The sequence below is a fragment of the Pedococcus aerophilus genome (assembly GCF_039532215.1).
GTDB lineage: Bacteria > Actinomycetota > Actinomycetes > Actinomycetales > Dermatophilaceae > Pedococcus > Pedococcus aerophilus.
Map to the genome: position 1 here is coordinate 50,776 of NZ_BAAARN010000002.1, position 24,100 is coordinate 74,875.

At 71.6% G+C, this 24,100-nt stretch carries 25 protein-coding genes; 9 read left to right on the forward strand and 16 right to left on the reverse strand.

Annotation, left to right across the window (positions count from 1 at the left end):
• Position 1 precedes the first annotated feature (1 nt).
• On the forward strand, positions 2 to 1,495 hold the full coding sequence (locus ABD286_RS11365) for a class II fumarate hydratase (RefSeq protein ID WP_344193450.1): 1,494 nt from the start codon (positions 2 to 4) through the stop codon (positions 1,493 to 1,495).
• 93 nt (positions 1,496 to 1,588) lie between these two features.
• Here the strand turns inward: ABD286_RS11365 and ABD286_RS11370 are convergent, their stop codons facing one another.
• From ABD286_RS11370 to ABD286_RS11380, 3 genes are all read right to left on the reverse strand, one after another.
• Complete coding sequence (locus ABD286_RS11370) at positions 1,589 to 2,239, reverse strand: aggregation-promoting factor C-terminal-like domain-containing protein (protein WP_344193452.1); 651 nt, start codon at positions 2,237 to 2,239, stop codon at positions 1,589 to 1,591.
• 416 nt (positions 2,240 to 2,655) lie between these two features.
• Positions 2,656 to 4,041, reverse strand: coding sequence for an RNA 5'-3' helicase PhoH2 (phoH2, locus tag ABD286_RS11375; RefSeq protein WP_344193454.1), 1,386 nt, complete (start codon positions 4,039 to 4,041; stop codon positions 2,656 to 2,658).
• A 321-nt stretch (positions 4,042 to 4,362) separates the two neighbouring features.
• A complete protein-coding gene (locus ABD286_RS11380; RefSeq protein WP_344193456.1) occupies positions 4,363 to 5,124 on the reverse strand; it encodes an isoprenyl transferase in 762 nt (253 codons plus the stop codon).
• Positions 5,125 to 5,491: 367 nt separating this feature from the next.
• Here ABD286_RS11380 and trhA point away from each other — a divergent pair, with 367 nt between their 5' ends.
• Positions 5,492 to 6,190 carry a PAQR family membrane homeostasis protein TrhA gene (gene trhA / locus ABD286_RS11385; protein ID WP_344193458.1) on the forward strand — a complete coding sequence of 233 codons (699 nt, stop codon included), beginning with the start codon at positions 5,492 to 5,494 and terminating at the stop codon, positions 6,188 to 6,190.
• 43 nt (positions 6,191 to 6,233) lie between these two features.
• Here the strand turns inward: trhA and ABD286_RS11390 are convergent, their stop codons facing one another.
• Positions 6,234 to 6,518 carry a hypothetical protein gene (locus ABD286_RS11390; RefSeq protein ID WP_344193460.1) on the reverse strand — a complete coding sequence of 95 codons (285 nt, stop codon included), beginning with the start codon at positions 6,516 to 6,518 and terminating at the stop codon, positions 6,234 to 6,236.
• The gene (mca, locus tag ABD286_RS11395) at positions 6,515 to 7,453 is read right to left on the reverse strand and encodes a mycothiol conjugate amidase Mca (RefSeq protein ID WP_344193462.1); all 939 of its coding nucleotides are present in this window, start codon (positions 7,451 to 7,453) and stop codon (positions 6,515 to 6,517) included. Before mca ends, ABD286_RS11390 begins: the two co-directional genes overlap by 4 nt.
• A gap of 94 nt (positions 7,454 to 7,547) precedes the next feature.
• On the opposite strand from mca, the gene ABD286_RS11400 reads away from it, so the two are divergent.
• Positions 7,548 to 7,925, forward strand: a complete 378-nt coding sequence (locus ABD286_RS11400; protein ID WP_344193464.1) for a DUF4307 domain-containing protein — start codon at positions 7,548 to 7,550, stop codon at positions 7,923 to 7,925.
• Between the two features lie 211 nt (positions 7,926 to 8,136).
• Positions 8,137 to 8,631, forward strand: a complete 495-nt coding sequence (gene greA / locus ABD286_RS11405) for a transcription elongation factor GreA (protein WP_344193466.1) — start codon at positions 8,137 to 8,139, stop codon at positions 8,629 to 8,631.
• Positions 8,632 to 8,759: 128 nt separating this feature from the next.
• Here greA and ilvA read toward each other — a convergent pair whose 3' ends face one another.
• The 7 genes from ilvA to ABD286_RS11440 form a co-directional block, all read right to left on the reverse strand.
• Complete coding sequence (ilvA, locus tag ABD286_RS11410) at positions 8,760 to 9,983, reverse strand: threonine ammonia-lyase (RefSeq protein WP_344193468.1); 1,224 nt, start codon at positions 9,981 to 9,983, stop codon at positions 8,760 to 8,762.
• Between the two features lie 39 nt (positions 9,984 to 10,022).
• Positions 10,023 to 10,880: an ABC transporter permease gene (locus tag ABD286_RS11415; protein ID WP_344193470.1), complete on the reverse strand. Its 858-nt coding sequence runs from the start codon at positions 10,878 to 10,880 to the stop codon at positions 10,023 to 10,025.
• On the reverse strand, positions 10,877 to 11,863 hold the full coding sequence (locus ABD286_RS11420; RefSeq protein ID WP_344193472.1) for an ATP-binding cassette domain-containing protein: 987 nt from the start codon (positions 11,861 to 11,863) through the stop codon (positions 10,877 to 10,879). Before ABD286_RS11420 ends, ABD286_RS11415 begins: the two co-directional genes overlap by 4 nt.
• Before the next feature lie 80 nt (positions 11,864 to 11,943).
• Entirely contained in the window at positions 11,944 to 13,275 is a 1,332-nt protein-coding gene (locus ABD286_RS11425; RefSeq protein WP_344193474.1) for a glutamate mutase L, read from the reverse strand.
• Between the two features lie 15 nt (positions 13,276 to 13,290).
• Positions 13,291 to 14,487 carry a cystathionine gamma-synthase gene (locus tag ABD286_RS11430; protein ID WP_344193476.1) on the reverse strand — a complete coding sequence of 399 codons (1,197 nt, stop codon included), beginning with the start codon at positions 14,485 to 14,487 and terminating at the stop codon, positions 13,291 to 13,293.
• Positions 14,488 to 14,518: 31 nt separating this feature from the next.
• Positions 14,519 to 14,986 carry an MOSC domain-containing protein gene (locus ABD286_RS11435; RefSeq protein WP_344193478.1) on the reverse strand — a complete coding sequence of 156 codons (468 nt, stop codon included), beginning with the start codon at positions 14,984 to 14,986 and terminating at the stop codon, positions 14,519 to 14,521.
• Positions 14,987 to 15,018: 32 nt separating this feature from the next.
• Positions 15,019 to 16,035 carry a GNAT family N-acetyltransferase gene (locus ABD286_RS11440; protein WP_344193480.1) on the reverse strand — a complete coding sequence of 339 codons (1,017 nt, stop codon included), beginning with the start codon at positions 16,033 to 16,035 and terminating at the stop codon, positions 15,019 to 15,021.
• A gap of 87 nt (positions 16,036 to 16,122) precedes the next feature.
• Between ABD286_RS11440 and msrA the strand changes: the two genes are divergently transcribed.
• Entirely contained in the window at positions 16,123 to 16,836 is a 714-nt protein-coding gene (gene msrA / locus ABD286_RS11445) for a peptide-methionine (S)-S-oxide reductase MsrA (protein ID WP_425565368.1), read from the forward strand.
• A gap of 122 nt (positions 16,837 to 16,958) precedes the next feature.
• Positions 16,959 to 17,447: a GNAT family N-acetyltransferase gene (locus tag ABD286_RS11450; protein WP_344193485.1), complete on the forward strand. Its 489-nt coding sequence runs from the start codon at positions 16,959 to 16,961 to the stop codon at positions 17,445 to 17,447.
• Here ABD286_RS11450 and ABD286_RS11455 read toward each other — a convergent pair.
• The gene (locus ABD286_RS11455) at positions 17,371 to 17,889 is read right to left on the reverse strand and encodes a DnaJ family domain-containing protein (protein ID WP_344193487.1); all 519 of its coding nucleotides are present in this window, start codon (positions 17,887 to 17,889) and stop codon (positions 17,371 to 17,373) included. The two genes, ABD286_RS11450 and ABD286_RS11455, sit on opposite strands and share 77 nt — an antisense overlap.
• Before the next feature lie 126 nt (positions 17,890 to 18,015).
• Here ABD286_RS11455 and ABD286_RS11460 point away from each other — a divergent pair, with 126 nt between their 5' ends.
• Positions 18,016 to 18,906 (forward strand): cobalamin-binding protein, encoded by an 891-nt coding sequence (locus ABD286_RS11460; RefSeq protein ID WP_344193489.1) that lies wholly within the window; start codon positions 18,016 to 18,018, stop codon positions 18,904 to 18,906.
• A 24-nt stretch (positions 18,907 to 18,930) separates the two neighbouring features.
• Here ABD286_RS11460 and ABD286_RS11465 read toward each other — a convergent pair whose 3' ends face one another.
• The gene (locus ABD286_RS11465; protein WP_344193491.1) at positions 18,931 to 20,307 is read right to left on the reverse strand and encodes a cystathionine beta-synthase; all 1,377 of its coding nucleotides are present in this window, start codon (positions 20,305 to 20,307) and stop codon (positions 18,931 to 18,933) included.
• 118 nt (positions 20,308 to 20,425) lie between these two features.
• Between ABD286_RS11465 and ABD286_RS11470 the strand changes: the two genes are divergently transcribed.
• Together ABD286_RS11470 and ABD286_RS11475 are read left to right on the forward strand one after the other, a co-directional pair.
• Positions 20,426 to 21,565 (forward strand): SGNH/GDSL hydrolase family protein, encoded by a 1,140-nt coding sequence (locus ABD286_RS11470; protein WP_344193493.1) that lies wholly within the window; start codon positions 20,426 to 20,428, stop codon positions 21,563 to 21,565.
• A gap of 44 nt (positions 21,566 to 21,609) precedes the next feature.
• The gene (locus ABD286_RS11475; protein WP_344193495.1) at positions 21,610 to 22,833 is read left to right on the forward strand and encodes an acetyl-CoA C-acetyltransferase; all 1,224 of its coding nucleotides are present in this window, start codon (positions 21,610 to 21,612) and stop codon (positions 22,831 to 22,833) included.
• 59 nt (positions 22,834 to 22,892) lie between these two features.
• On the opposite strand, the gene ABD286_RS11480 is transcribed toward ABD286_RS11475, so the two are convergent.
• Both ABD286_RS11480 and ABD286_RS11485 read right to left on the reverse strand, forming a co-directional pair.
• A complete protein-coding gene (locus ABD286_RS11480; protein WP_344193497.1) occupies positions 22,893 to 23,138 on the reverse strand; it encodes a hypothetical protein in 246 nt (81 codons plus the stop codon).
• Positions 23,139 to 23,195: 57 nt separating this feature from the next.
• Entirely contained in the window at positions 23,196 to 24,053 is an 858-nt protein-coding gene (locus ABD286_RS11485) for a Bax inhibitor-1/YccA family protein (RefSeq protein ID WP_344193499.1), read from the reverse strand.
• Positions 24,054 to 24,100 lie beyond the last annotated feature (47 nt).

Sequence of the window (24,100 nt, forward strand, 5' to 3'; positions counted from 1 at the left end):
TATGGAGCCTGCTTCCGACCCGACCCCGCCCACCTCTGCCCCGTCGACCCCGCCCACCGGCGCCCCGTCCGCCGGCACCCCGGCCACGGGGGCACCGGGCGACCGGCCCGCCACCCGCACCGAGCACGACTCGATGGGCGATGTCGAGGTCCCGGCCGACGCCCTCTGGGGTGCCCAGACGGCCCGGGCGGTCGAGAACTTCCCCATCTCGGGGCAGCCCGTGCCGCCCGGGGTCGTGCACGCCCTCGCCCTGCTCAAGGGTGCGGCGGCGCGGGTCAACGCCGACCTCGGGGTGCTCGACGCCGACCTCGCCTCCTCGATCGCCGACGCCGCGGACGAGGTGGCCGACGGGCGCCACGACGAGCAGTTCCCGGTCGACGTCTTCCAGACCGGGTCGGGCACCTCGACCAACATGAACGTCAACGAGGTGCTCGCCCGGCTGGCCCACCTCGCCACCGGCGCAGCCGTCCACCCGAACGACCACGTCAACGCAGGCCAGTCGAGCAACGACACCTTCCCGAGCGCGCTGCGGATCGCGGCCACCCTCGCCGTCCACCAGGACCTCGCCCCCGCCCTCACCCACCTCGCGCAGGCGCTGCGGGCCAAGGAGGCGGAGTTCGCGGACGTCGTCAAGGCCGGTCGCACCCACCTCATGGACGCGGTCCCCGTGACCCTGGGCCAGGAGTTCGGCGGGTATGCCCGCCAGGTCGAGCTCGGGGTCGAGCGCGTCACCACCGCTGCCCGGGCCACGGCCGAGCTCCCGCTGGGCGGGACGGCTGCCGGGACCGGCCTCAACGCCGCGCCGGGCTTCGCCGCGGCAGTCATCGCCGAGGTCAGCGAGCGCACCGGGGTGGAGTTCCGCGAGGCGGCCGACCACTTCGAGGCGCAGTCGGCCCAGGACGCGGTCGTCGAGCTGAGCGGCGCCCTCAAGGTCGTCGCGGTCGGCCTGACGAAGATCTGCAACGACCTGCGCTGGATGTCGTCGGGACCACGCAGCGGGCTCGGCGAGATCCACCTCCCCGACCTCCAGCCGGGGTCGAGCATCATGCCCGGCAAGGTCAACCCGGTGCTGCCCGAGGCCACCCTGATGGCGTGCGCCCGCGTCATCGGGAACGACACCACCATCACGGTCGCCGGGGCGTCCGGCGCCTTCGAGCTCAACGTCATGCTCCCCGTCATGGCGCAGGCCGTCCTCGAGTCGACGACCCTGCTGTCGACGACGACCCGCCTGCTCGCCGACCGCTGCGTCGACGGCATCACCGCCGACCGCGAGCGCTCCAGGGAGCTTGCGGAGGGGTCGCCCTCGATCGTCACGCCGCTCAACCGCTTCATCGGTTACGAGGCGGCCGCTGCCGTGGCCAAGCAGTCGATCAAGGAGCGCCGCCCCATCCGCGACGTCGTCATCGAGCGCGGGTACGTCGAGGCGGGCGAGCTGACCGAGGCCCAGCTCGACGAGGCGCTCGACGTCCTCGCCATGACCCGCCCGCCGCGGTAGCACCGCCACCGCCACCGGCCACGCGCCATACGACGAACGCCGCCCCGGTCAGGACCGGGGCGGCGTTCGCGTGCGCTCGTGGGAGCTGCTGGCTCAGTACCAGTGCGGGGAGCGGCTCTGCCACGCACCCCAGGCGGCGCACGGCGTGCCGTACGACGACTTGATGTACTTCAGGCCCCAGGTGATCTGGGTGACCGGGTTGGTGCGGTAGTCCGCGCCGACCGTGGCCATCTTGGAGGCCGGCAGCGACTGCGGGATGCCGTAGGCGCCGGACGAGGAGTTCTCGGCGCGGAAGTTCCAACCGCTCTCGCCGTGCCAGAGGTTGTCCAGGCAGCTCCACTGGCTGTCGTCGAAGCCGAAGTCGCCGAGCATGGCCTGGGCCGCGGCGCGCGGGTCCTTCTGCGCATTCGCGATCAGGGCCTGCTTCTTGGCCTCGAGCGCCTTGCGGGCCTTGTCACGGGCTGCCTTCTTGGCGGCCTCGCGGCGGGCCTCGGCGGCAGCCTTGGCTGCGGCGACGGCCTTCTGGCGGTCCTTCTCCTGCACCGCGGCGATGCTCGCGTTGGTGTCGTTGCGGTCGGTGGCGAGGCGGGCGGTGTCCTCGATCTGCGCGTCGGCGAGCTCGTTCGCCTGGGCGATGGCCTCCGTGCTCACGGTGAAGGCCGCAGTGCCGGTCTGGCGCTGGTCGGTGGCCTGGTACCCGGCGGCGGTCGTGGCGATGACGGCCAGCAGGAGGCTGGAGGTCACCGCGGGACGCCGCAGGGAACGCGTGAGTCCGGAGGAGCGAGAGGGCGTCCTGCCGTGGGTCGCCACGTTGCGGTGACGGCCCTGGTAGGGCTGGCTCATACAGGTTCCTCCAAGGGAGAGGCCACCGTGGGTGTGGTGGCCTCGTTGGTGCCGGGGGGATGGCGTGCGCCGGGGCCCTGCCTGTCGAACCAGCGCGTTATGAAAACGAGATCTTACCTGAGTACCCACCCGCTCCCGAAATCGCCTCCGCCCGAAATCGTGGCCACAGGGGCGCCTGTGACCCGTGGGGCGACAGAATGGCCCGTTCGTCCGAGTCCCACCCCCGTCTGGGCGTGACCGACCGCACGACAGGGGTATGCCGCGGGGGCACCCCCGGTGGAAGGTGCCCCCGCGACGGACGGGTGGAGCAGGCGGGCTCAGACCTCGAGGCCCTCGAGCAGGTCGGTCACCAGCGCCGCGATGGGGCTGCGCTCGCTGCGGGTCAGGGTGACGTGGGCGAAGAGCGGGTGACCCTTGAGCGCCTCGATGACGGCGGCGACACCGTCGTGGCGCCCCACCCGCAGGTTGTCGCGCTGGGCGACGTCGTGGGTGAGGACGACCCGGGAGTTCTGCCCGATGCGGGACAGCACGGTCAGCAGGACGTTGCGCTCCAGGCTCTGCGCCTCGTCGACGATGACGAACGCGTCGTGCAGCGAGCGCCCGCGGATGTGGGTGAGCGGCAGGACCTCGAGCATCCCGCGGTCCATGATCTCCTCGACCACCTCGTGCGACACGAGCGCACCGAGGGTGTCGAACACCGCCTGCCCCCAGGGCCCCATCTTCTCCTGCTCGCTGCCGGGCAGGTAGCCGAGCTCCTGGCCCCCGACGGCGTACAGCGGGCGGAAGACGACGACCTTGCGCTGCTGGCGACGCTCCATCACGGCCTCGATGCCGGCGCACAGCGCGAGCGCCGACTTGCCGGTGCCGGCCCGGCCACCGAGGGACAGGATGCCCACGTCGGGGTCGAGCAGCAGGTCGAGGGCGATCCGCTGCTCGGCGCTGCGCCCGTGCAGCCCGAACGCGTCGCGGTCGCCGCGGACCAGCCGCACCTGCTTGTCGGCGCCGACCCGCCCCAGACCGCTTCCCCGCGGCGAGAGCAGGACGAGGCCGGTGTGGCACGGCATCTCGGCGGCGGCGGCGTTCTCGATCCGGCCGTGCTCGTAGAGCGCGTCCATCTCCTCGACCGTGACGTCGAGCTCGGCCATCCCGGTCCAGCCGGACTCGACGGCGAGCTCGGCCTGGTACTCCTCCGCCGCCATGCCGACCGCGGAGGCCTTGACCCGCATGGGCAGGTCCTTGCTCACGACGGTGACGTCGAAGCCCTCGTTGGACAGGTTCTTGGCCACGGCGAGGATGCGGGTGTCGTTGTCACCGAGCCGGAAGCCGGCGGGCAGCGAGCTCGGGTCGGTGTGGTTGAGCTCGACCCGCAGGGTCCCGCCCTCGTCGCCGACGGGCACCGGCGCGTCGAGGCGTCCCTCGCGGACTCGCATGTCGTCGAGCAGGCGCAGCGCCTGGCGGGCGAAGTAGCCGAGCTCGGGGTGGTGCCGCTTGGCCTCGAGCTCGGTGACGACCACGACCGGCAGGACGACCTCGTGCTCCTTGAACCGCAGCATGGCCTTCGGGTCGGACAGGAGGACGGAGGTGTCGAGCACGAAGGTCCGGGAGCTCGGGGTTCGGCCCTTGCTCCTGCTCTTCGGCGACGCGGCAGCGCTGGTGGCGGAGCTGGTCGAGGTGCGACGGGTGGTGTCGTGGTTCGAGGCCATGTCTCTCCTTGGCACAGCGCGCGCTTCGGCGCGGTGCGCCTACTCGCGAACGAGGTGCCGGGACCAGGCCAACCCACCACGGTGGGGCCGGTTCCGACCCTCCGCCCGGAGCTGGATCTGCTCCATAGGTTGGCCTCCCCGAACGCAGAACGGGTGCTCTGCGTCACTGCCGACGGTACGACTCGCCCGACCTCGGGAAACGCAGGCTCGCGGCGTGTCACGCAGAGTTAACCCGATGGTCGGAGGGCGTCCTCCCACGTTGTGTGGAGCCCTCGCGCACCACCCGTCACACCCGCCTCAAAGGTATGGCGCGCGGCTGCCTCAGCCGCCGAAGCGACGGTTGCGCTCGGAGTAGGCGCGCAGCGCGCGGAGGAAGTCCACGTGCCGGAAGTCGGGCCAGTACGCCTCGCAGAAGTAGAACTCGCTGTGCGCGCTCTGCCACAGCAGGAAGCCCGACAACCGCTGCTCCCCCGAGGTGCGGATGACGAGATCCGGGTCGGGCTGGCCCTTGGTGTAGAGATGCTCGGCGATGTGCTCGACCTGGAGGGTCTCGGCGAGCTCCTCGATGGTCGTGCCGCTCGCGGCGTGCGAGACGAGCATCGAGCGGACGGCGTCGGTGATCTCCTGCCGCCCGCCGTAGCCGACGGCGACGTTGACCGTCATCCCGGTCACGTCCTCGGTCGCGTCGGCGCTCTCCTTGAGCCGTCGAGCGGTCTCGGCGGGCAGGAGGTCGAGCGAGCCCACCGGGTTGAGCCGCCACCGCTTGGTCTGGGCGAGGTCGGAGACGGTGTTCTCGATGATCGACAGCAGCGGCACGACCTCTGCCGCGGGCCGGCTGAGGTTGTCGGTCGACAGCAGCCACAGCGTGACGACCTCGACCCGGGCCTCCTCGCACCAGTCGAGGAAGTTCGCGATGTTGTCGGCGCCGGCCTGGTGCCCCTCCTTGGTCCCGTGACCGCGGGCCTTGGCCCAGCGACGGTTGCCGTCGAGCATGACCCCGACGTGGCGCGGCAGGGACTCGCGCTGCAGGCGCCGGCTCAGGCGTCGCTCGTACGCGGCGTAGAGGAGGTCGGACAACGCCACGTCGCACTCCTTCGCAGGCCTGCGGGACGGTTGTCCGCGCACCGGACCACGCTACCCCCGTCACGACGGCGGGGTGGGGCAGGATGCCGATCATGTCGCCGCAGCAGGACGCCCTTGCCACCGGCTCCTTCTACTCCCTCGACGCGAGCGCCCCGGGCCGGGTTGTGGCTGCTCCCCCGCAGCGAGGAGGGGCCGCGGACAGGGCCGCGCCGCCACGACGATCGCCGGGGGTGCGATCGGCCTGGCCTGGGCCGAGGTCTTCGACGAGCACGGCTTCGTCGGACAAAGCTCGCAAAGCCTTCCGGTGAGGCCGACGCCACAACCTACGACTTAGTAACCTACGGGACCGTAGGTTACGATGGGGTGCATGACAACGGCACCCGCACCCCGCTCCGAGCAGGGGCCCGTCGAGTCGGTCGTGGCAGCGGTGAAGCCGCACCTGCGCGGCTGGCTGCACGCCGGCATGTTCCCCCTGGCCCTGGCCGCGGGCATCGTCCTCATCGCCCTGGCCCCCACGACCTCCGGCCGCGTCGCCGCGCTGGTCTTCTCGATCTCGGCCTGGCTGCTGTTCGGCACCTCGGCGGTCTACCACCGCGGCAACTGGTCACCCCGCGTGGCCGGCGTGCTGAAGCGGATGGACCACTCCAACATCTTCCTCATCATCGCAGGCACCTACACGCCCTTCGCGCTGCTGCTCCCCCGCGAGCAGGCGAAGACCATGCTGCTGATCGTGTGGATCGGCGCCGTCGCCGGCGTCCTGTTCCGCGTGTTCTGGGTCGGCGCACCCCGCTGGCTCTACACCCCGGTCTACGTCGCGCTCGGCTGGGTGGCCGTGTTCTACCTCGGCCCGTTGCTGCACTTCGGCGGCCCCGCCATCGTCACGCTGATCGCCGTGGGCGGGCTGCTCTACACCGCCGGCGCCCTCGTCTACGGCATCAAGCGCCCGAACCCGTCCCCGCGCTGGTTCGGGTTCCACGAGATCTTCCACGCGCTGACCGTGGCCGCCTTCGCGGTCCACTACATCGCGGCCTCGATGACCGTCTACGGCATGGGTTCCTCGGCCTGAGGGCCCGACCCACCTGCGCGCACCACGGCTCGGCCGACGGGGACTACCCGGACGCCGGGCCGTTCGCGTCCCCGTCGGCGCGCTCGGGGGTGTCCCCGTGAGCACCCTCGGGGGTGCCCCTGCCGTCCTTGCTCCTCCCGGCCTTGCGCGCCTTCTCGGCCGCCAGCTCCCGCTCGGCCTCGCGCGCCAGCTCCTCGGAGCGGTAGGACATCCGCCGCATCCGCGCGTTCATGTTGCGCATCAGCAGGTAGAGCGCGAGCCCGAGCAGGAAGAAGGCGAAGAAGCCCCACAGCCCGGGCGAGACCATCGAGGACGGGGCGCCGTTCACAGCGTCGACTCCTGGCGACCGTCGTACGCGATCTCGAGGCCGCCCTTGGTGGCCAGCGCGTCACCCTCGGCGGCGTCCGCGATGCCGGCGAACAGGTCGTCCTCGCCCTCGGCGATCGGCACGTAGGACAGCGCGGCCTCGTACTCCTCGGTCGGCCACACCTTCGACTGCACGTCGCGGGGCACCTTGAACCACGCGCCGTCCGGGTCGATCTGCGTCGCATGGGCGAGCAGCGCCTGGTCTCGCTTGTCGAAGTACTCCGAGCACGGGATGCGGGTGGTGACCACGCGCTCGGGCCGGTCCTCCCAGCGCTCCAGCCACTCGGCATACGGGCTCTCCTCGCCGAGGGCCGTGAGGGCCTCGTGGAAGGCGATGATGCGCGCCTTGGAGAAGCCCTGGTTGTAGTAGAGCTTCAGCGGCTGCCACGGCTCGCCCGCATGGGGGTATGCCGCCGCGTCCCCGGCAGCGAGGAAGGCCGCCATGGAGACCGTGTGGGTCATGATGTGGTCGGGGTGGGGGTAACCACCGTTCTCGTCGTACGTCGTGACGACGTGCGGACGGAACCTGCGGATCTCGCGGACCAGCGCCTCCGTGGTGACCTCGATCGGCTCCAGGGCGAAGCAGCCCTCGGGCAGCGGCGGGAGCGGGTCACCCTCGGGCAGGCCGGAGTCGACGAAGCCGAGCCAGGTGTGCTCGACACCGAGGATCTCCTGGGCCCGCTTCATCTCGTCACGGCGCACCTGGGCGAGGTCGCGCAGGATGTGCGCGTCGTCCTTGAGGTGGGGATTGAGCACGTCGCCGCGCTCACCACCCGTGCACGACACGACGAGGACGTCGGCGCCCTCGGCGACGTACTTCGCCATCGTCGCCGCGCCCTTGCTCGACTCGTCGTCGGGGTGCGCGTGCACCGCCATGAGCCGCAACCGGTCAGCCACCTGCACAACCTCACTCGTCCATCGAAGAGAATGGGGGCGCGAGTCGGTCGACTCCGCGTCCGACCGACATCCTCTCACCCGTGGAAGGCCCACCATGCCGCTCCCCCGTCCCGCCTCCGGCACCGGTCGCTGGTGGGTGATCGGCATCGTCGGCTGCGTGGTCGGTGTCGCCCTGGCCACTTGGTGGGGGCTGGCCGCCAGCCTGGGCAAGGTCACCTTCACCGACACGGGGTACGAGGTCATCGACCAGCGCAGCGTCCGCGTCGAGTTCGACGTGCACCGCCCGGACGGCGAGGCCGTCACCTGCCGGTTGCAGGCCCTCGACACGACCTTCGGCGTCGTCGGCGTGCTCGACGTCCAGATCCCGGCGTCGCAGGAGCGTTCGGTCCACCGCGAGGAGGTCGTGCGCACGACGTCGCGCGCGGTCACCGGGGTCGTGGACACCTGCACGCCCGTCGCCACAGGCCGCTGACCAGCGGGATCCCGCGTCTCACGGCGTCCACGAAGGGCCTGCCCCGAGCGCGGTGAATGGACCGGTTCGCCGCACGCGGGGTACCCTTGGTCCTTCACCGAGCGGTCTGGGCCTGACCACGCACACGTGTGGGCGCCCGGACCTCTTTGCGTATCACCCCTCCTCGGCGACGCGACCGCGTCGTGCCGGGGACCCGATCAAGGAGTACACCGTGAGCGAGACCGCGACCCCCACCGCGAGCTACCTGACCCAGGAGGCCTTCGACCGTCTGAAGGCCGAGCTGGACCAGCTCTCCGGCGAAGGCCGTACGGAGATCGCCAAGAAGATCGAGGCGGCCCGTGACGAGGGCGACCTCAAGGAGAACGGCGGCTACCACGCGGCCAAGGAGGAGCAGGGCAAGATGGAGGCCCGCATCCGCCAGCTGACGCAGCTGCTCGACAACGCCATCGTGGGCGAGGCCCCGGCCGACAACGGCGTCGTGGCCCCCGGCATGGTCGTGACGGTCGAGATGTTCGGCGACGACGTCGAGTTCCTCCTCGGCTCCCGCGAGATCTCCGACGGCGACGACCTCGAGGTCTACAGCGAGAAGTCCCCCCTCGGCGCTGCCATCAACGGCAAGAAGATCGGCGACACGGCGACCTACTCGGCGCCCAACGGCAAGAAGATCGAGGTCACCATCAAGGCCGCCAAGCCCCACGTGCCCTGATCAGCCCCTGATCTGCTCTGCAGGCACCGCACGACGAAGAAGGGTCGCAACCACCCGGTGCGGCCCTTCGTCGTGTCGGGGTCCGTGGGCTCTCGCTCAGGGCGCCCTGCCCGTCCCCGGGGGGCGGGTCAGCCGAACTTGAGCTGGTAGCCCTTGCCCCGCAGGGTGCGCAGCACCTCTTCGCAGTGCTGCTTGCCGCGCGTCTCGAGCTGGAGGCCGATCTCGACCTCGTCGACGGTGATCGTCGTGCCGGTGCGGATGTGCTCGACCTCGAGGACGTTGGCGTCGACGGCGGCGCAGTCCGCCAGCAGCCGGGCGAGGTGGCCGGGGCGGTCGGAGACGCGGACCCGGAACTGCAGGTAGCGCCCGGCGGCGGCCATGCCGTGCCGGATGATGCGCAGCAGCAGGATCGGGTCGATGTTGCCGCCCGAGAGGACCGCGACCACGGGGCCGTCGACGCGCTGCCAGGCGCGGGACAGCAGGTGCGCCACGGCAGCCGCGCCCGCCGGCTCGACGACGAGCTTGGCGCGCTCGAGGACGAAGAGCAGCGCCCGGGACAGCTCCTCCTCCGTCACCGTCTCCATGCCGTCGACCAGCTCACGGACCAGGGCGTAGGGGACGTCGCCGGGCATGCCGACCGCGATGCCGTCGGCCATGGTCTGCATGTTCTCGAAGGGCACCGGCTTGCCCGCGGCGAGCGACAGCGGGTACGCCGCGGCCTGCTCGGCCTGGACGCCGATGATGCGCACGTCGCGCCGGGCCGCCTTCACGGCCACGGAGATGCCGGCGAGCAGCCCACCGCCCCCGGTGCTGACGACGATCGTCTTGACGTCGGGGCACTGGTCGAGGATCTCCAGGCCGGCCGTGCCCTGCCCCGCCACGATGTCGTGGTGGTCGAACGGGTGGATGAGGACGGCGCCGGTCTCGGCCTCCCACTCCCGGGCACGCAGCAGGCACTCGTCGATCGTCGTGCCGACCTGCTCGATCGTCGCGCCGTAGGCCTGGGTCGCGATGAGCTTGGGCATCGGCGCCCCGTGCGGCATGTAGACCTTGACGTCGATGCCGAGCAGCTGGCCGGCGAGGGCCACGCCCTGCGCGTGGTTGCCGGCGCTGGCGGCCACGACGCCGCGGGCCTTCTCCTCGTCGCTGAGCCGCGCCATCCGCGTGTACGCGCCGCGGATCTTGAACGAGCCGGCCCGCTGGAGGTTCTCGCACTTGAGGTAGACCTCGGAGCCGACGCGGTCGGACAGCGCCCGGCTGTACTCCAGCGGGGTGGGACGGACGACGCCGCTGAGCAGGTCCTGCGCAGCGTGGACGTCGTCGAGGGAGACGGACAGCAACGGTGATGCCATGGCCGCAGGCTATCGCCCGTGCGGCCCCTCCCCGGACGCCTACTGCTGGGTGCGGCGGTTGAACGCCCTGATGGCCAGCGGCGCCATCACGGCGGTGATCCCGACGCACCAGATGACGGTCGTGAGGACGGGGTGCTGCAGCGGCAGTGCCGCATCGCTCGGTGCCGGCCCGACGTTGCCCCACAGCTCACGGACCGCCTGCACGAGCGAGGAGATGGGGTTCCACTCGGCGATGGTGCGCAGCCACGGCGTCATCCGCTCGGTGGGGGCGAAGGTGTTGGCGAGGAACGTGATCGGGAACATCGTCGTGAACATCAACCCGTTGACCGCTTCGACCGAGCGCATGGCCGAGCCCACGAGGATGCCGACCCAGATCATCGCGAAGCCCCACATGAGCAGCAGGCCGTAGGCGAGGACGGCGTTGCCGAGGCCGTTGTCGATCCGCCACCCGATGACCAGGCCGGTCAGCGACATGACGAGGATGCCGATGCTCGAGTGCATCAGGCTCGAGATGCTGCGGCCGACGAGGACCGCGGCGGGGTTGATCGGCAGCGAGCGCATCCGGTCGACGATGCCCTTGTCGATGTCGGCTGTGAGCCCGACGGCGACGATGAAGGACGCGAAGGCGATCGTCTGGCCCATGATCCCGCCGAGCAGCCACTCGCGGTAGTTGGAGCCGCCGCCGGGGATCTGGATGGAACCGCCGAAGACGTAGGCGAACAGCAGCACGAACATCACCGGCTGGATGGTGACGTCCATGAGCATCTCGGGCATGCGCTTGATGTGGGTGAGGTTGCGCCGGGTGATCGCCCAGGACTGGCGCAGCAGTCCGGTCTGGCGGATCTCGGGGCGGGCGATCGCGCCCGATCGGATGGCGGGGCTGGTCTGGGTGGTCATGACGCCTGCTCCTCGGTGGTGTCGCTGGAGTCGCGCTCGGTGGTGTCCTCGGCGCGGTGGCCGGTGAGGTGCAGGAAGACGTCGTCGAGGCTGGGACGCTTCAGCCCCAGGTCGTCCAGCTCGATCTGGCTGTCCTCGAAGACGGCCGCGATCCTCGTCATGTCACGCAGACCCTCCGCCGGCGAGGTGAGCTGTCGGGCGGCCTCGTCGACGTGCACCTCGGAGACCCTCGTCCGCAGGAGCGCCTCGGCAGCCGGCAGGTCGTGCGCGTGCGACACGGTGAGCACCAGGCTGGCCCTGCCCGACCGGTCCTTGAGCTCCAGGGCCGTGCCCTCGGCGATGATCGTGCCGCGGTCGATGACGACGATGCGATCGGCGAGCTGGTCGGCCTCCTCGAGGTACTGCGTCGTCAGCAGCAGGGTCGTGCCGTCCTTGACCAGCGTGCGCAGCACCTCCCAGAGCTCGACGCGGCTGCGCGGGTCGAGGCCGGTCGTGGGCTCGTCGAGGAACAGCACCGGCGGCGTCGCGACGAGGCTCACCGCGAGGTCGAGCCGACGACGCATGCCTCCCGAGTAGGTCTTGACGATGCGGTCGGCCGCGTCGGTCAGCGAGAACCGCTCGAGCAGGTCCTCGGAGGCGCGCTTCACGTAGGACGACGACAGCCCGTACAGGGCACCGATGAGGCGCAGGTTCTCCCTGCCCGTCAGGAGCTCGTCGACGGTCGCGGCCTGTCCGGTCAGGCCCATCGACCGCCGCACGCGGTCCGGCTCGCGCACGACGTCGTGGCCGGCCACCCGGGCGGTGCCGCTGGTCGGACGGGTCAGGGTCGTGAGCATCCGCACCGTCGTGGTCTTGCCGGCGCCGTTGGGACCGAGCAGGCCCAGGACCGTGCCCTGGGGGACGGTGAAGCTGACGTCGTCGACGGCGCGGTGGTCGCCGAAGGTCTTGACGAGGTGCTCGACCTCGATGGCGGGCGAGCTCATGGGGTCCACCCCTCGACGGTAGAACGTCGGGGTGGCCCGGGGCGAGGGGTTTGTGCAGCGGGGTCGGCCATGGCCAGACGTTAGGGGCGACCACCGACAGCGGGGGTCACGACCCTGCGGGCCAGCGCCCGCGCGGTGTCCGGGTGGCTCCCCCGCAACAGGCCCACGGCGAAGAGCAGGTATGCCGAGTCCGTCACCACGGCGGCGTCCCGGGGCACCTTCCACCCGCCGCCGTGGTCGGTGGCCACGGCACCGAGGACGTGCGCCCGCCCTGCCTCGTCGGCGTGGCGCAGGACCCCGCCCGACCCGACGACGAGGGCCACGTCGGCCAGCGGCCTGGCGCTGGCGCCCGGACCCGACGGTCGCGCGTGCCGCCGGACGGCGACGAGCGCTGCAGCCCGCGCCAGGTCGAGGTCGAGGCGGCGCTCGGCGCCGTCGACGGGCAGGCGCGCCGGGTCCGCGGCGACCATCGCGGCATACGGGTCGAGGTCGTCGGGCACGTCGAGGTGCTCACGGGCCGCGGCCTCGACGACGCCCACGGCGTTCCACCGCATGCCGAGGTCGGCCTCCACGGTGCGCGACTGCCACAGAGGGGCCACGACGTCCTTGGCGAGCCCGGCGTCCTCCCCCTGGGGACGCAGGGCCGAGTAGACGTCGGTGGTCGCCCCGCCGACGTCGACGACGAGGACGTCGCCGTCGAGCTGCTCGGCCAGCACCTCGACGCCGTCGAGCACCGCGTCCGGGGTGGGTGCCTGCACCATCGCGGCGAACTCGGGCCCGCGCGACAGCCCCTTGCCACCGATCACGTGCTCGAGGAACGCCGCCCGGATCGCAGCACGTGCCGACTCCGGGGCGATGACCCCGATGGAGGGGAGGACGTTGTCGGCCAGGGTGAACCGTCGACCGGTCGACCCCAGCACCTCGGCCACCTCCGCCTGTGCGTCACGGTTGCCGGCGACCACGACGGGCGCACCGAGGCGACCACGCGCCATACGGGAGGCGTTGTGCAGCAACACTTCTGCGTTGCCGCCGTCGGTGCCGCCCACGAGGAGGACGAGGTCGGGGCGGGCCGCGCGGAGGTCCGCGAGGTCGGTGCCGGACATCGGTCCGGCGACGAGGTGGGCGACGCGGGCGCCGGCGCTGAGGCCCACGCGGTAGCCCGCCTGCGCCGTCACCTCGCGCTCGTACCCCACCACCGCGAGCCGCAGTCCGCCGCCCGCGCTCGAGCAGGCGAGCACCTCGTCGACGTCGCCGTGCTGCGCGAGCTCGTCGCGCAGCAGGCGGTAGCCGTCGAGGACGTCGGTGCCGATGGTGGTCGGCGTCGCCGCGGTGGCGACCACCTCGCCGGAGGAGTCGACGAGCGCGGCCTTGGTGAACGTCGAGCCGAAGTCGACGCAGAGCAGCCGCGCCACGGGTCCGCCGGTCGCTCAGCCGAGCCGGTCGAGGGCCTGCTTGAGGTCCTCGACGAGGTCCTCGACGTCCTCGATCCCGGTGGACAGGCGGATGAGGTCGGCGGGGACCTCGAGCTCGGTGCCACGGACCGAGGCGTGCGTCATCCGCGCCGGGTGCTCGATGAGCGACTCGACGCCGCCGAGGGACTCGCCGAGGGTCCACACCTGCGTCTCGCCGCAGACCTTGACTGCGACGTCCTCACCACCGCGCACCTGGAACGAGATCATCCCGCCGAACCGCTTCATCTGGCGGGCGGCGACCTCGTGACCCGGGTGGCTCTCGAGGCCCGGGTAGTGCACGGCGCTCACGGCCGGGTGCCCGAGGAGGAACTCGACGACGCGCTCGGCGTTGTCGCTGTGCTTCTCCATGCGCAGGGCGAGGGTCTTCAGGCCGCGTAGGACGAGCCACGCGTCGAACGGACCGGCGACCGCGCCGAGCGAGTTCTGGTGGAACGCAACGCGTTCCGCTGCGTCCTCGTAGCCTGGCACGGTGATGCCGCGGCCCACGACGACCGCACCACCGACGACGTCGGAGTGACCGCCGCAGTACTTCGTCGTCGAGTGCGTGACGATGTCGGCGCCCAGCGAGAGCGGCTGCTGGAGGTAGGGCGAGGCGAAGGTGTTGTCCACCACGAGCAGGGCGCCGGCCTCGTGCGCGAGGTCCGCGAGCGCCGCGATGTCGGCAATGCCGAGGAGGGGGTTCGTGGGCGTCTCGACCCAGACCACCTTGGTCTGCCCGGGACGGATCGCGGCGCGGACGGCGTCGAGGTCACCCATCGGTGCGATCGAGTGCTCGACGCCCCACGGGACGAGGACCTTGTTGAAGAGCCGGTAGGTGCCGCCGTAGGCGTCGTTCGGCACGACGACGTGGTCGCCGGGGGTGAGGAGGGCACGCAGCACGGTGTCCTGACCGGCCAGCCCGGAGGCGAAGGCGAACCCGCGCTCGCCCCCCTCGAGGGCCGCGAAGCATTCCTCGAGCGCGGTGCGGGTGGGGTTGGCGGAGCGGCTGTACTCGTAGCCCCCGCGGAAGCCGCCGATGCCGTCCTGCTTGTAGGTCGACACCTGGTAGATCGGGGTGATCACCGCACCGGTGCCGGCGTCCGGCTCCTGTCCTGCGTGGATCGCGCGGGTGGAGAAACCACCCGCGTCCTTGCCGTGCTGCTGCTCGCTCATGCCGGCAAGGCTAACGGCTGGGGTGCGCGCCTCAACCGTCGGTGTCGAGCACCTCGACGACGTCCCCGACCCGTATGGTGCCGGACTCGAGGATGCGGAAGACGGCACCTCCGCGGGCGTGCAGGGCCTTCATGGCACCCGGGCCGACGTAGTCGTCCATGAGCCGGCACGGGGCGGCCAGCCGCACCACCTCGAGGAGGGTGTCGCCGACGCGCATCCTCGTGCCCGGCTTCGTGGGGATAGGGCCGAGCGACAGGGTCACGTTGCGCCGGGTGGAGCCCGCCGGCACCGCCGAGCCCAGGTCGGCCGCCGCGGCGTCGAGGTCGGGCTGGGACTGCACGGTCACGTGGCGGTGCCGCGTGCCGTGGTAGCGGTCGCCGACCAGACCCTTCCCGGCCTCCGCCTCGACCAGCTCGACGGCCTTGGTCGGCAGCCGGGTGCCCGGCGCGAGGTGGATGGAGGTCACGACCGGCGTGCTGGCGGTCCCTGCGTCGTCCATGCCCCCAGTCTCCCCCGCGGCGCCGACCGGGCTCACACCACCTTCTGCCACTCCCGCAGCCAGGCGTCCTGCTCGTACCCGATCTCCCGGTTCACCGCGAGCATGTGCAGGTTGTCGTCGGCGTTCCACGTGCGGATCCGCGTGACCTCCGGCAGCTCCGTCATCACGGCGAGCGTGTTGGCGGCCTTGAGCCGCAGCCCGAGGCCGTGGCCCCGGTGCTCGCGCATCACGAGGGTGTCCTGCTGGTACGCCAGGTCCGGCGGGGCACCGACCTGCACCTGGGTGTACCCCACCAGCCGACCGGTGGACTCGTCGACGGCGAAGGTGTCGGCCACCCTGCGGCCCATCGCGGCGATGCGCGCATAGCCTTCTCGCACGCGGTCCTCGTCCCACACCTCCTCCTCGAGCTGGAGGTCCCCGAGCGGGATGTCGGTGCTCATCCGGCGGCTGAGCTCGGCCCGACCCGCCAACCAGCGGTCGGGGACGCCGTCCCAGACGGTGTGCACGGCGTAACCGTCACCGTCCCGGGACCCGAGCACGGCCCGGAGCGCCGCCCTGTCTCCCGGCAGGGTCAGGGTGCTGCGCACCACCGTCTGCGCGGCGGCATACCCGTGCTGCGCGGCGAAACCCTCACCGCACCCGTCGGTGCCCGTGACCGGCCACTGCGTCTCGGCGAGGAGCAGGGTGCGACCGTGCTCCGCAGCGCGCGCCTCCGCGTGCTGGAGCACCCGGGTGCCCAGCCCTGCGCGTCGGCGCGCCGGGTGCACCACGAGGTCGATGCCGGCCATGGTCGTGTTGTCGTGCCGGGGCATCGCCACGTTCACCCCCGCCACCACGCGGTGGTCCCCGTCGAGCGCGACCCACGACAGGCGCAGGCGCTCGGTGCTCCGCTCGAGCTCGCGCAGCTCCTCGACGCCCCAGCTCGAGTGGTCCTCGCCGAAGGTGGCGCGCGCGGAGGCCTCCTGGACGGCGGCCCACTCCCGGAACAGGTCGTCCTGGGCCGGGTCGAGCCCACTGACCGGGCGGATGACGATGTCGGTGGAGGTCATCGCGCCAGCCTGCCCCGTCCCACTGCCGTCCCGCCACCACGACTGCCGTGGAACAGCCGCGACCACCGCGGCGTTGTCACCATCGTGATATTCGGATCGCGAGCCAAGACGACCCTGCCCACTGCCGAGAACGCCCTCAAGGGCCGTTCCACGCGCCCGTTCCACCTCGACGGCACCCACACGGTGCTCAAGACCCCGCTCGAGGGTCCGTGGCCGGACGGCACCGAGGTCCTCTACATCGGCATGGGCTGCTTCTGGGGCGCCGAGCGCATCTTCTGGCGCCAGCCCGGCGTGGTCACCACGGCCGCCGGCTACATGGGCGGCTTCACGCCGAACCCCACGTACGAGGAGAGCTGCACCGGGCAGACCGGCCACACCGAGGCCGTCCTCGTCGCCTACGACCCCGAGCAGACCAGCCCCGAGCTGCTGCTCAAGGAGTTCTGGGAGAACCACGACCCGACCCAGGGCAACCGCCAGGGCAACGACATCGGCACGGCCTACCGCTCGGCCATCTACTGGACCACGCCGGACCAGCAGCGGGCCGCCGAGGCCACCCGTGAGGCATTCCAGAAGGTCCTGACCGACCACGGGTACAAGACCATCACCACCGAGCTGCGGTCGGCCGAGGACGCGGGCCCGTTCTGGTACGCCGAGGACTACCACCAGCAGTATCTCGACAAGAACCCCGGCGGCTACTGCAACCACGGCCCCAACGGCATGACGTGCCCGGTCGGCCTCGTGAAGCAGGACGAGCTCCCCTCGCAGGAGAGCGTGCTCCGCGTCAACGACTCCGGCCGCTGACGGGCGCCCGCTCACCCTTACGCGTGCCGCGCACTACGTCACTGACCGCACAGCGCGTTCAGTGACGTAGTGCTGCAGAAACCCCGTGGAGCCCTGCGGCTGCCTCGGCCTACGCTGCTCCGGTGCTGATCCGCGACGCCCGTCCAGACGACCTCGCCGCCTTCGCCCCGGTCTTCCGGGCGGTCGTCGACGCTGGGGAGACCTATGCCTTCCCCGAGGACCTCGACGACGACCAGGTCTTCGCGATGTGGTTCGAGCAGCCGCCCGGTCGGACGGTCGTCGCCACCGACGACGACGGCACCCTGCTCGGCAGCGCCAAGATGGGCCCGAACCGGCCCGGGCGTGGAGCCCATGTCGCGACCGCCAGCTTCATGGTCGCCACCGCCGCGCGCGGTCAGGGGGTCGGGCGCGCGCTCGGCGAGGAGATGCTGCGCTGGGTGCGCGAGCAGGGGTATGGAGCCGTGCAGTTCAACGCCGTCGTGGAGACGAACACCGCTGCGGTCCGGTTGTGGCGCGACCTCGGCTTCGAGGTCCTCACGACCGTCCCAGCAGCCTTCGAATCCAGGACCCACGGCCGCGTCGGGCTGCACGTGATGCATCGGCCGCTATGACGGCCCGGGCCTCGGCCGCAGCGCGCACCGCCTGCTGACGTCGCTCCTCACGCAGGACGCGCCAGCGCTCCACCATCTCGTCGACGTCGACGATCCGCGCCCAGACCGGGGACCGCGGGCCCACCCCGGGCCGCAGCCGGTCCTCGCGGACCCGGTGGTTGTAGTCGTCGAGGACCGCGCGGACGCTCTCCTCGGTGCGCAGGTCCAGCAGCGACTCGGGGTAGCCGGCGACCTCCTTGCGCAGGGCCATCGCCGGCGACATCGCACCCGACATGTCGAGGTTCTCGCGCTCGACCAGGCTCTTGACCCACCAGTCGGGGTCCTCGACCTCGGGGTTGCCGAGGCTGCGCAGGGGCTTGCCTGCGCCGGGCAGGTTGTCGAACTCCCCGCGCTCCTGCGCCTCCCGGATCGCCTTCTCCACCGGCGACTCCCACCGCTCCACGATTCGACCCTAACCCGACGCCCTGCGGCTCTGCACGCCTGCCCGGTCGCCCTCCGCAGGGCTGCGAGGTCGCCCTCCGCAGGCCTGCAAGGTCGGCGTCCGCAGGCCTGCCCGTAGGGTCGGGCCATGCGCATCGTCTCCCTCCTGCCGTCCACCACGGAGATCTTGTTCGCCGTGGGAGCGGGCCCGCAGGTGGTCGGGGTGACCTTCGAGTGCGACACCCCTGCCGAGGCCCGGACCCGCACGATCGTGTCGACCACCGCGATCCCGGAAGGGTTGCCCCCACACGAGATCGACGCCTTCGTCAGCCGCGCCATGGCCGCCGGGGAGGACCTCTACCACCTCGACTCCGGCGCCCTGTCAGCGCTCGACGCCGACCTCGTCGTCACCCAGGACCTGTGCGCGGTGTGCGCGGTGGACGTGTCGGTGGTCGACGATGCCCTGGCCTACCTGGGCTGCCGCGCCGAGGTCCTCACCATCGACCCGCACAGCCTCGACGAGGTGCTCGGCTCCGTCGAGACGCTCGGGGCTGCGAGCGGTTGCGGCGACGCCGCGGCCGACCTGGTGCGTGACCTCCGCGGCCGACTGGCCACCGTGCAGGAGCAGGTGTCGGGCGCCACTCGACCGCGCGCGCTGGTCCTGGAGTGGACCGACCCCGCCTTCGCCCCCGGCCACTGGGTGCCCGAGATGGTCACCGTCGCCGGCGGCACCAACGCCCTCGGCGACGCAGGCGAGAAGTCGGTGCGCGTGACGTGGGAAGCGGTGCGCGACAGCGCCCCCGAGGTCATCGTCTGCGCGCCCTGCGGCTACGACCTCGAGGGGTCGACCCAGCTCGCGCACGCGGCGATCGCGTCCGGGGAGCTGCCGAGCGGCATACCGGTCTGGGCGGTGGACGCGAACGCGAGCTTCGCCCGCCCCGGACCCCGGCTCGTCGACGGGGTCGAGGCGCTCGCCGGGATCCTGCACCCGGGCCTCGCTCCGGCCCCGCGCGCCGACATGGCCCGCCGCCTGCGCTGACCGCGCAGGCGACCGGCCGGACGGTCAGTCGACCAGCGAGAGCAGCAGGTCCGCGCGGGTCAGCACCCCGACCGGCTTGCCGTCCTCGACGACCATGATCGCGTCGGACTTCTCGAGCTCGTGGCGTGCGGCGGACACCGGCTCGCCGGCACCGACCAGCGGCAGCGAGGGCTCCATGTGCTTCTCGACCGGGTCGGTGAGGTGCGCCGAACCGTTGAACAACGCCTCGAGCAGCGCCCGCTCGCTCACCGAACCGGCGACCTCGCCGGCCATGACGGGCGGCTCGGCGCCGACGACCGGCATCTGCGACACGGAGTACTCGTGGAGGATCTCGATGGCGTCGCGGACCGTCTCGGTCGGGTGCGTGTGCACGAGGGCGGGCAGGTCGCCGGCCTTGTTGTGCAGCACCTCGCCGACGGTCGCCTGACCGGCGGTGCGCATGAACCCGTAGGAGCTCATCCAGTCGTCGTTGAAGATCTTGGACATGTAGCCGCGACCGCTGTCGGGCAGCAGCACGACCATGACGGCATCGGCCGGCAGGTCCTTGGCGGCGCGCAGCGCGGCGACGACCGCCATGCCGCAGGAGCCGCCGACGAGCAGGCCCTCCTCCTTGGCCAGGCGGCGGGTCATCTCGAACGAGTCGGCGTCGCTCACGGCGATCACGTCGTCGACGACGGCCGGGTCGTAGGCGGTCGGCCAGAAATCCTCGCCGACACCTTCGACGAGGTACGGGCGACCGGTGCCGCCGGAGTAGACCGAGCCCTCCGGGTCGGCGCCGATGATCTGCACGCGGCCACCCTCGCGGTCGGCCGAGGCCTCACGCAGGTAGCGACCCGTGCCGGTGATGGTGCCGCCGGTGCCGACGCCCGCGACGAAGTGCGTCACGCGACCGTCGGTGTCGTTCCAGATCTCCGGACCGGTCGACTCGTAGTGCGAGGCAGGACCGTTCTGGTTGGCGTACTGGTTCGGCTTCCACGCACCCTCGATCTCGCGGACGAGGCGGTCGGAGGTCTCGTAGTAGGAGTCCGGGTGGTCGGGGGCCACGGCGGTCGGGCACACCACGACCTCGGCGCCATACGCCTTGAGCACGTCGCGCTTGTCCTGGCTCACCTTGTCGGGGCACACGAAGACGCACTTGTAGCCCTTGCGCTGCGCCACCAGGGCCAGGCCGACACCGGTGTTGCCGGAGGTCGGCTCGACGATGGTGCCGCCGGGCTTGAGCTCGCCGGAGGCCTCAGCGGCCTCGACCATCTTCAGCGCGATGCGGTCCTTCACGGACCCGCCGGGGTTGAGGTACTCGACCTTCGCGAGAATGGTGGCCGAGATGCCCTCGGTGACCGAGTTGAGCTTGACCAAGGGCGTGTTCCCGACGAGGTCGGCGATGTGCTCTGCGTACTTCACCGTCTCATCCTCTCAGACCGTTGAGGGAGGCCGGACCACGCCCGGTGGGGCACCCTGAGGTCAGGCAGGGCGTTGGTGAGGGCACGTTCCGCTGGAGCAGAGAGCGAGGAGAGCACTGATGGGCCGGGCACGCAGGGCACGCAGGATCGCCGCGACCGCGGCCTACGGCGGGGGCGGACTCGCGGCAGGCATCGGCGCGATCGGCGCCATCGGGTACGGCGTCCTCAAGGTCGAGGCGAAGATCGCCCGCCGCATCGTCGGCCAGCCCTTCGACGGCTCGCCGGACGACAACGGCACGTATGGCGCGGGGGTCGGTGAGCCGGTCGAGCTCGTCGTCCTCGGTGACTCCTCTGCCGCCGGCATGGGGGCCGACACCCCTCACCAGACGGTCGGGGCGATCATCGCCAACGGTGTCTCCGCCCTCACCGGCCGACCCGTGCGGCTGACCAACACGGCCGTGGTCGGCTCGGAGTCCTCCGGCCTCGAGCTCCAGCTCGCCAACGCCCTCGACCGTGTCCCGCGCCCGCACGTCGCCGTGATCATGATCGGCGCCAACGACGTGACCCACCGGATCGACAAGGCCATCGCGGTGCGGCACCTCGAGACCGTCGTCCGGGCGCTGCGCGAGCTCGGCACCGAGGTCGTCGTCGGCACCTGCCCCGACCTCGGGACCATCGAGCCGATCCCCCAGCCGCTGCGCCTCATCGGCCGCCGCTGGTCGCGTGACCTCGCCGCCGCGCAGACGGTCGCCGTCGTCGAGGCCGGTGGACGCACCGTGTCCCTCGGCGACCTGCTCGGGCCCGAGTTCTACGAGCGGCCCAAGGAGATGTTCAGCGCCGACCGCTTCCACCCCTCCCCCGCCGGCTACGCCCGGGCCGCCGCTGCCCTGCTCCCCAGCGTGTATGCCGCCCTCGGGGTCTGGTCCGGCCAGCCCGACGACGACCGCGTCCCCGACTCCCGCCGTGGCGAGGGGGTGGGCCCGGTGGCCGTCGCCGCGACGTATGCCGTCCGCGACCCCGGCACCGAGGTCAGCGCCACCCAGATCGCCGGGCAGGCCCGTGGCCCGCGCGGCCGTTGGGCCAAGCTGCTGCGCCGCCCGCACGACCCCGTGCCGGACCGCGCGGACAACATGGACGACGTCGCGGAACCATCGGGGGCGCAGGGTGGGGACGCCGGCAACGCCGTGGGCGAGAGCAAGGCCACACCCGGTGACCAGCGCACCGACGAAGCCCCACGGCATACGATCGAGGCTGACTAAGCGACCGCTCACCCGGCGGTCGCCCTCGACGAGGAGGAACCCCCGTGACCGAAGCCGTCATCGTCTCCACCGCCCGCACGCCGATCGGCCGGGCGTTCAAGGGATCGCTCAAGGACATCCGTCCCGACGACCTGTCGGTGCAGGTCATCCGTGCCGCCCTGGCCAAGATCCCCGAGCTCGACCCGACGCTGGTCGAGGACCTCTACTGGGGCTGCGCCGAGCCGTCCGGCCGCCACGGGTCCAACATGGCCCGCGTGGTCTCGGTGCTGGCCGGGTTCGACGGGCTGCCGGGCTCGACGATCAACCGGTTCTGCGCCTCGTCGGTGCAGACGACCCGCATGGCGTACCACGCGATCAAGGCCGGCGAGGGCGACATCTTCCTGTCCGGTGGCGTCGAGTGCGTGTCGCAGTACACCAACTGGGCGGGCGCGGGCGGCTCTGCCGGCGACGACCAGAATCCCGCGTTCACGCCCGCCAAGGAGCGCAGCGAGGCGATCGCCAAGTCCAACGAGACCTGGACCGACCCGCGCGAGCAGGGCCTGGTCCCCGACGTCTACCTGTCGATGGGCCAGACCGCAGAGAACGTCGCGACGCTCAAGGGAATCAGCCGTGAGCGCCAGGACGAGTGGGGCGTCTCGTCGCAGAACCGCGCGGAGAAGGCCATCGCCGACGGGTTCTTCGAGCGCGAGATCGCGCCCGTCACCCTCGCCGACGGCACGGTCGTCAGCAAGGACGACGGTCCCCGTGCGGGCGTCACGCTCGAGGCGCTGCAGGGGCTCAACCCGGTGTTCCGCGAGCAGGGCACCATCACCGCCGGCAACTGCTGCCCGCTCAACGACGGTGCGGCTGCGGTCGTTGTCATGAGCGACACCAAGGCCGCCGAGCTCGGCCTCACCCCGCTCGCCCGCGTCGTGTCGACCGGCGTCTCGGCGCTGTCGCCCGAGATCATGGGTCTCGGCCCGGTCGAGGCGTCGCGCCAGGCGCTGGCCCGCGCCGGCATGACCATCGGCGACATGGACCTCTACGAGATCAACGAGGCGTTCGCCGCGCAGGTGCTGCCGAGCGCCGACGAGCTGGGCATGGACTTCGACAAGCTCAACGTCCACGGCGGGGCCATCGCGCTCGGCCACCCGTTCGGCTCGACCGGCGCCCGCATCACGACGACCCTGCTCAACGGGCTCGCCTCGCGCGACGGGCAGTTCGGCCTCGAGACGATGTGCGTCGGCGGCGGCCAGGGCATGGCCATCATCTACGAGCGCCTCAGCTGACGGCTCGTTCCTCTCCCATCCCTCATTCGATGTGAACGCGCCGGGAGAACCCGGCGCGTTCACATCGAATCGACGGAGAGGTCGGCCAAGAGGCCCCGGAGTCGGTGCGGCAACGCGTCGACGTCGGGGCCTCCTGCTGTGCAGACGTCGAAGACGAGGACGGTCAGCTGGTCCATGACGACCGCCGGCCCCAGGTCGGGCAGCAGCGGTGCCCGGTCGCCGGCGAGGTCGGCGAGGAGGGTGCGGACGGTCGGGACACAGCGGAGCGCGTGGTCCAACGGCAGCTGGTGCCACCGTCGGACCACGCGCTCGAGCTCTGTCGAAACCTCCTGCGGGACAGGTGATCTCGAGGGCACGCGGGACTACTCGCTGCGCAGGCGGCCGAGCAGGCGCAGGATCTCGAGGTAGAGCCACACGAGCGTGACGATGAGGCCGTGGGCCAGCAGCCAGGAGTACTTCTCCGGGGCGCCGGCGGCGATGGCCTTGTCGATGGAGTCGAAGTCCAGGGCCAGCATGGCCGAGGCGAGGCCGATCGCGAACAGCGAGATGCCGATGCCGAGGGCGCCGGAGCCACCGATGCCGAACGCGGTGTTGGTGACCAGGGCGTAGACCAGGTTGATGAGCGCGAAGATCGCGTAGCCGATGACCGCCATGGTGACGATGCGGCGGAACTTGGCGGTGACCTTGATGATGCCGGTCTTGTAGGCCAGCAGCATGCCGGCGAAGACGGACAGCGTCGCGAGGATGGCCTGCGGGACGATGCCCTGGAGGATCCCTGCGCCGGGCTCGGGCGGGAACGCCGCGGCGTAGAACCGCGAGATCGAGCCGACGAGCACGCCCTCGAACACCGCGTACGCCACGATCAACGGCACGCTGATCGTCTTCTTGAAGGCGATCACGAGGCCGAGCACGAGGGTGGCGGCGATGCCGGCCATCATGAGGAGGGCACCGAGCTGCGGCGTGAGCTGCCAGGCGATGGCGCCCACGACGACGACGATGGCGAACAGCCCACTGGTCTTCATGACCACGTCGTCGATGGTGATGCGGCGCGACTGCACCGGCCCTGCGGCCGGCTGGTTGTAGAGGTCCTGCAGCTGCTGGGAGGACATCGCGTCCGTGCCAGACATGCCGGCGGTGGGCTGCTGGGGCCCGCGGCCGAAGCCTGCGTAGCCCTGGCGGGAGTCCTTCTCGATCCGGTCGAACACCGGGTTGCTGGCCATGCGTTGCTCCTTGAGGGGCGTCGTGCGGCCCTGCGGTCGGCCGCTCA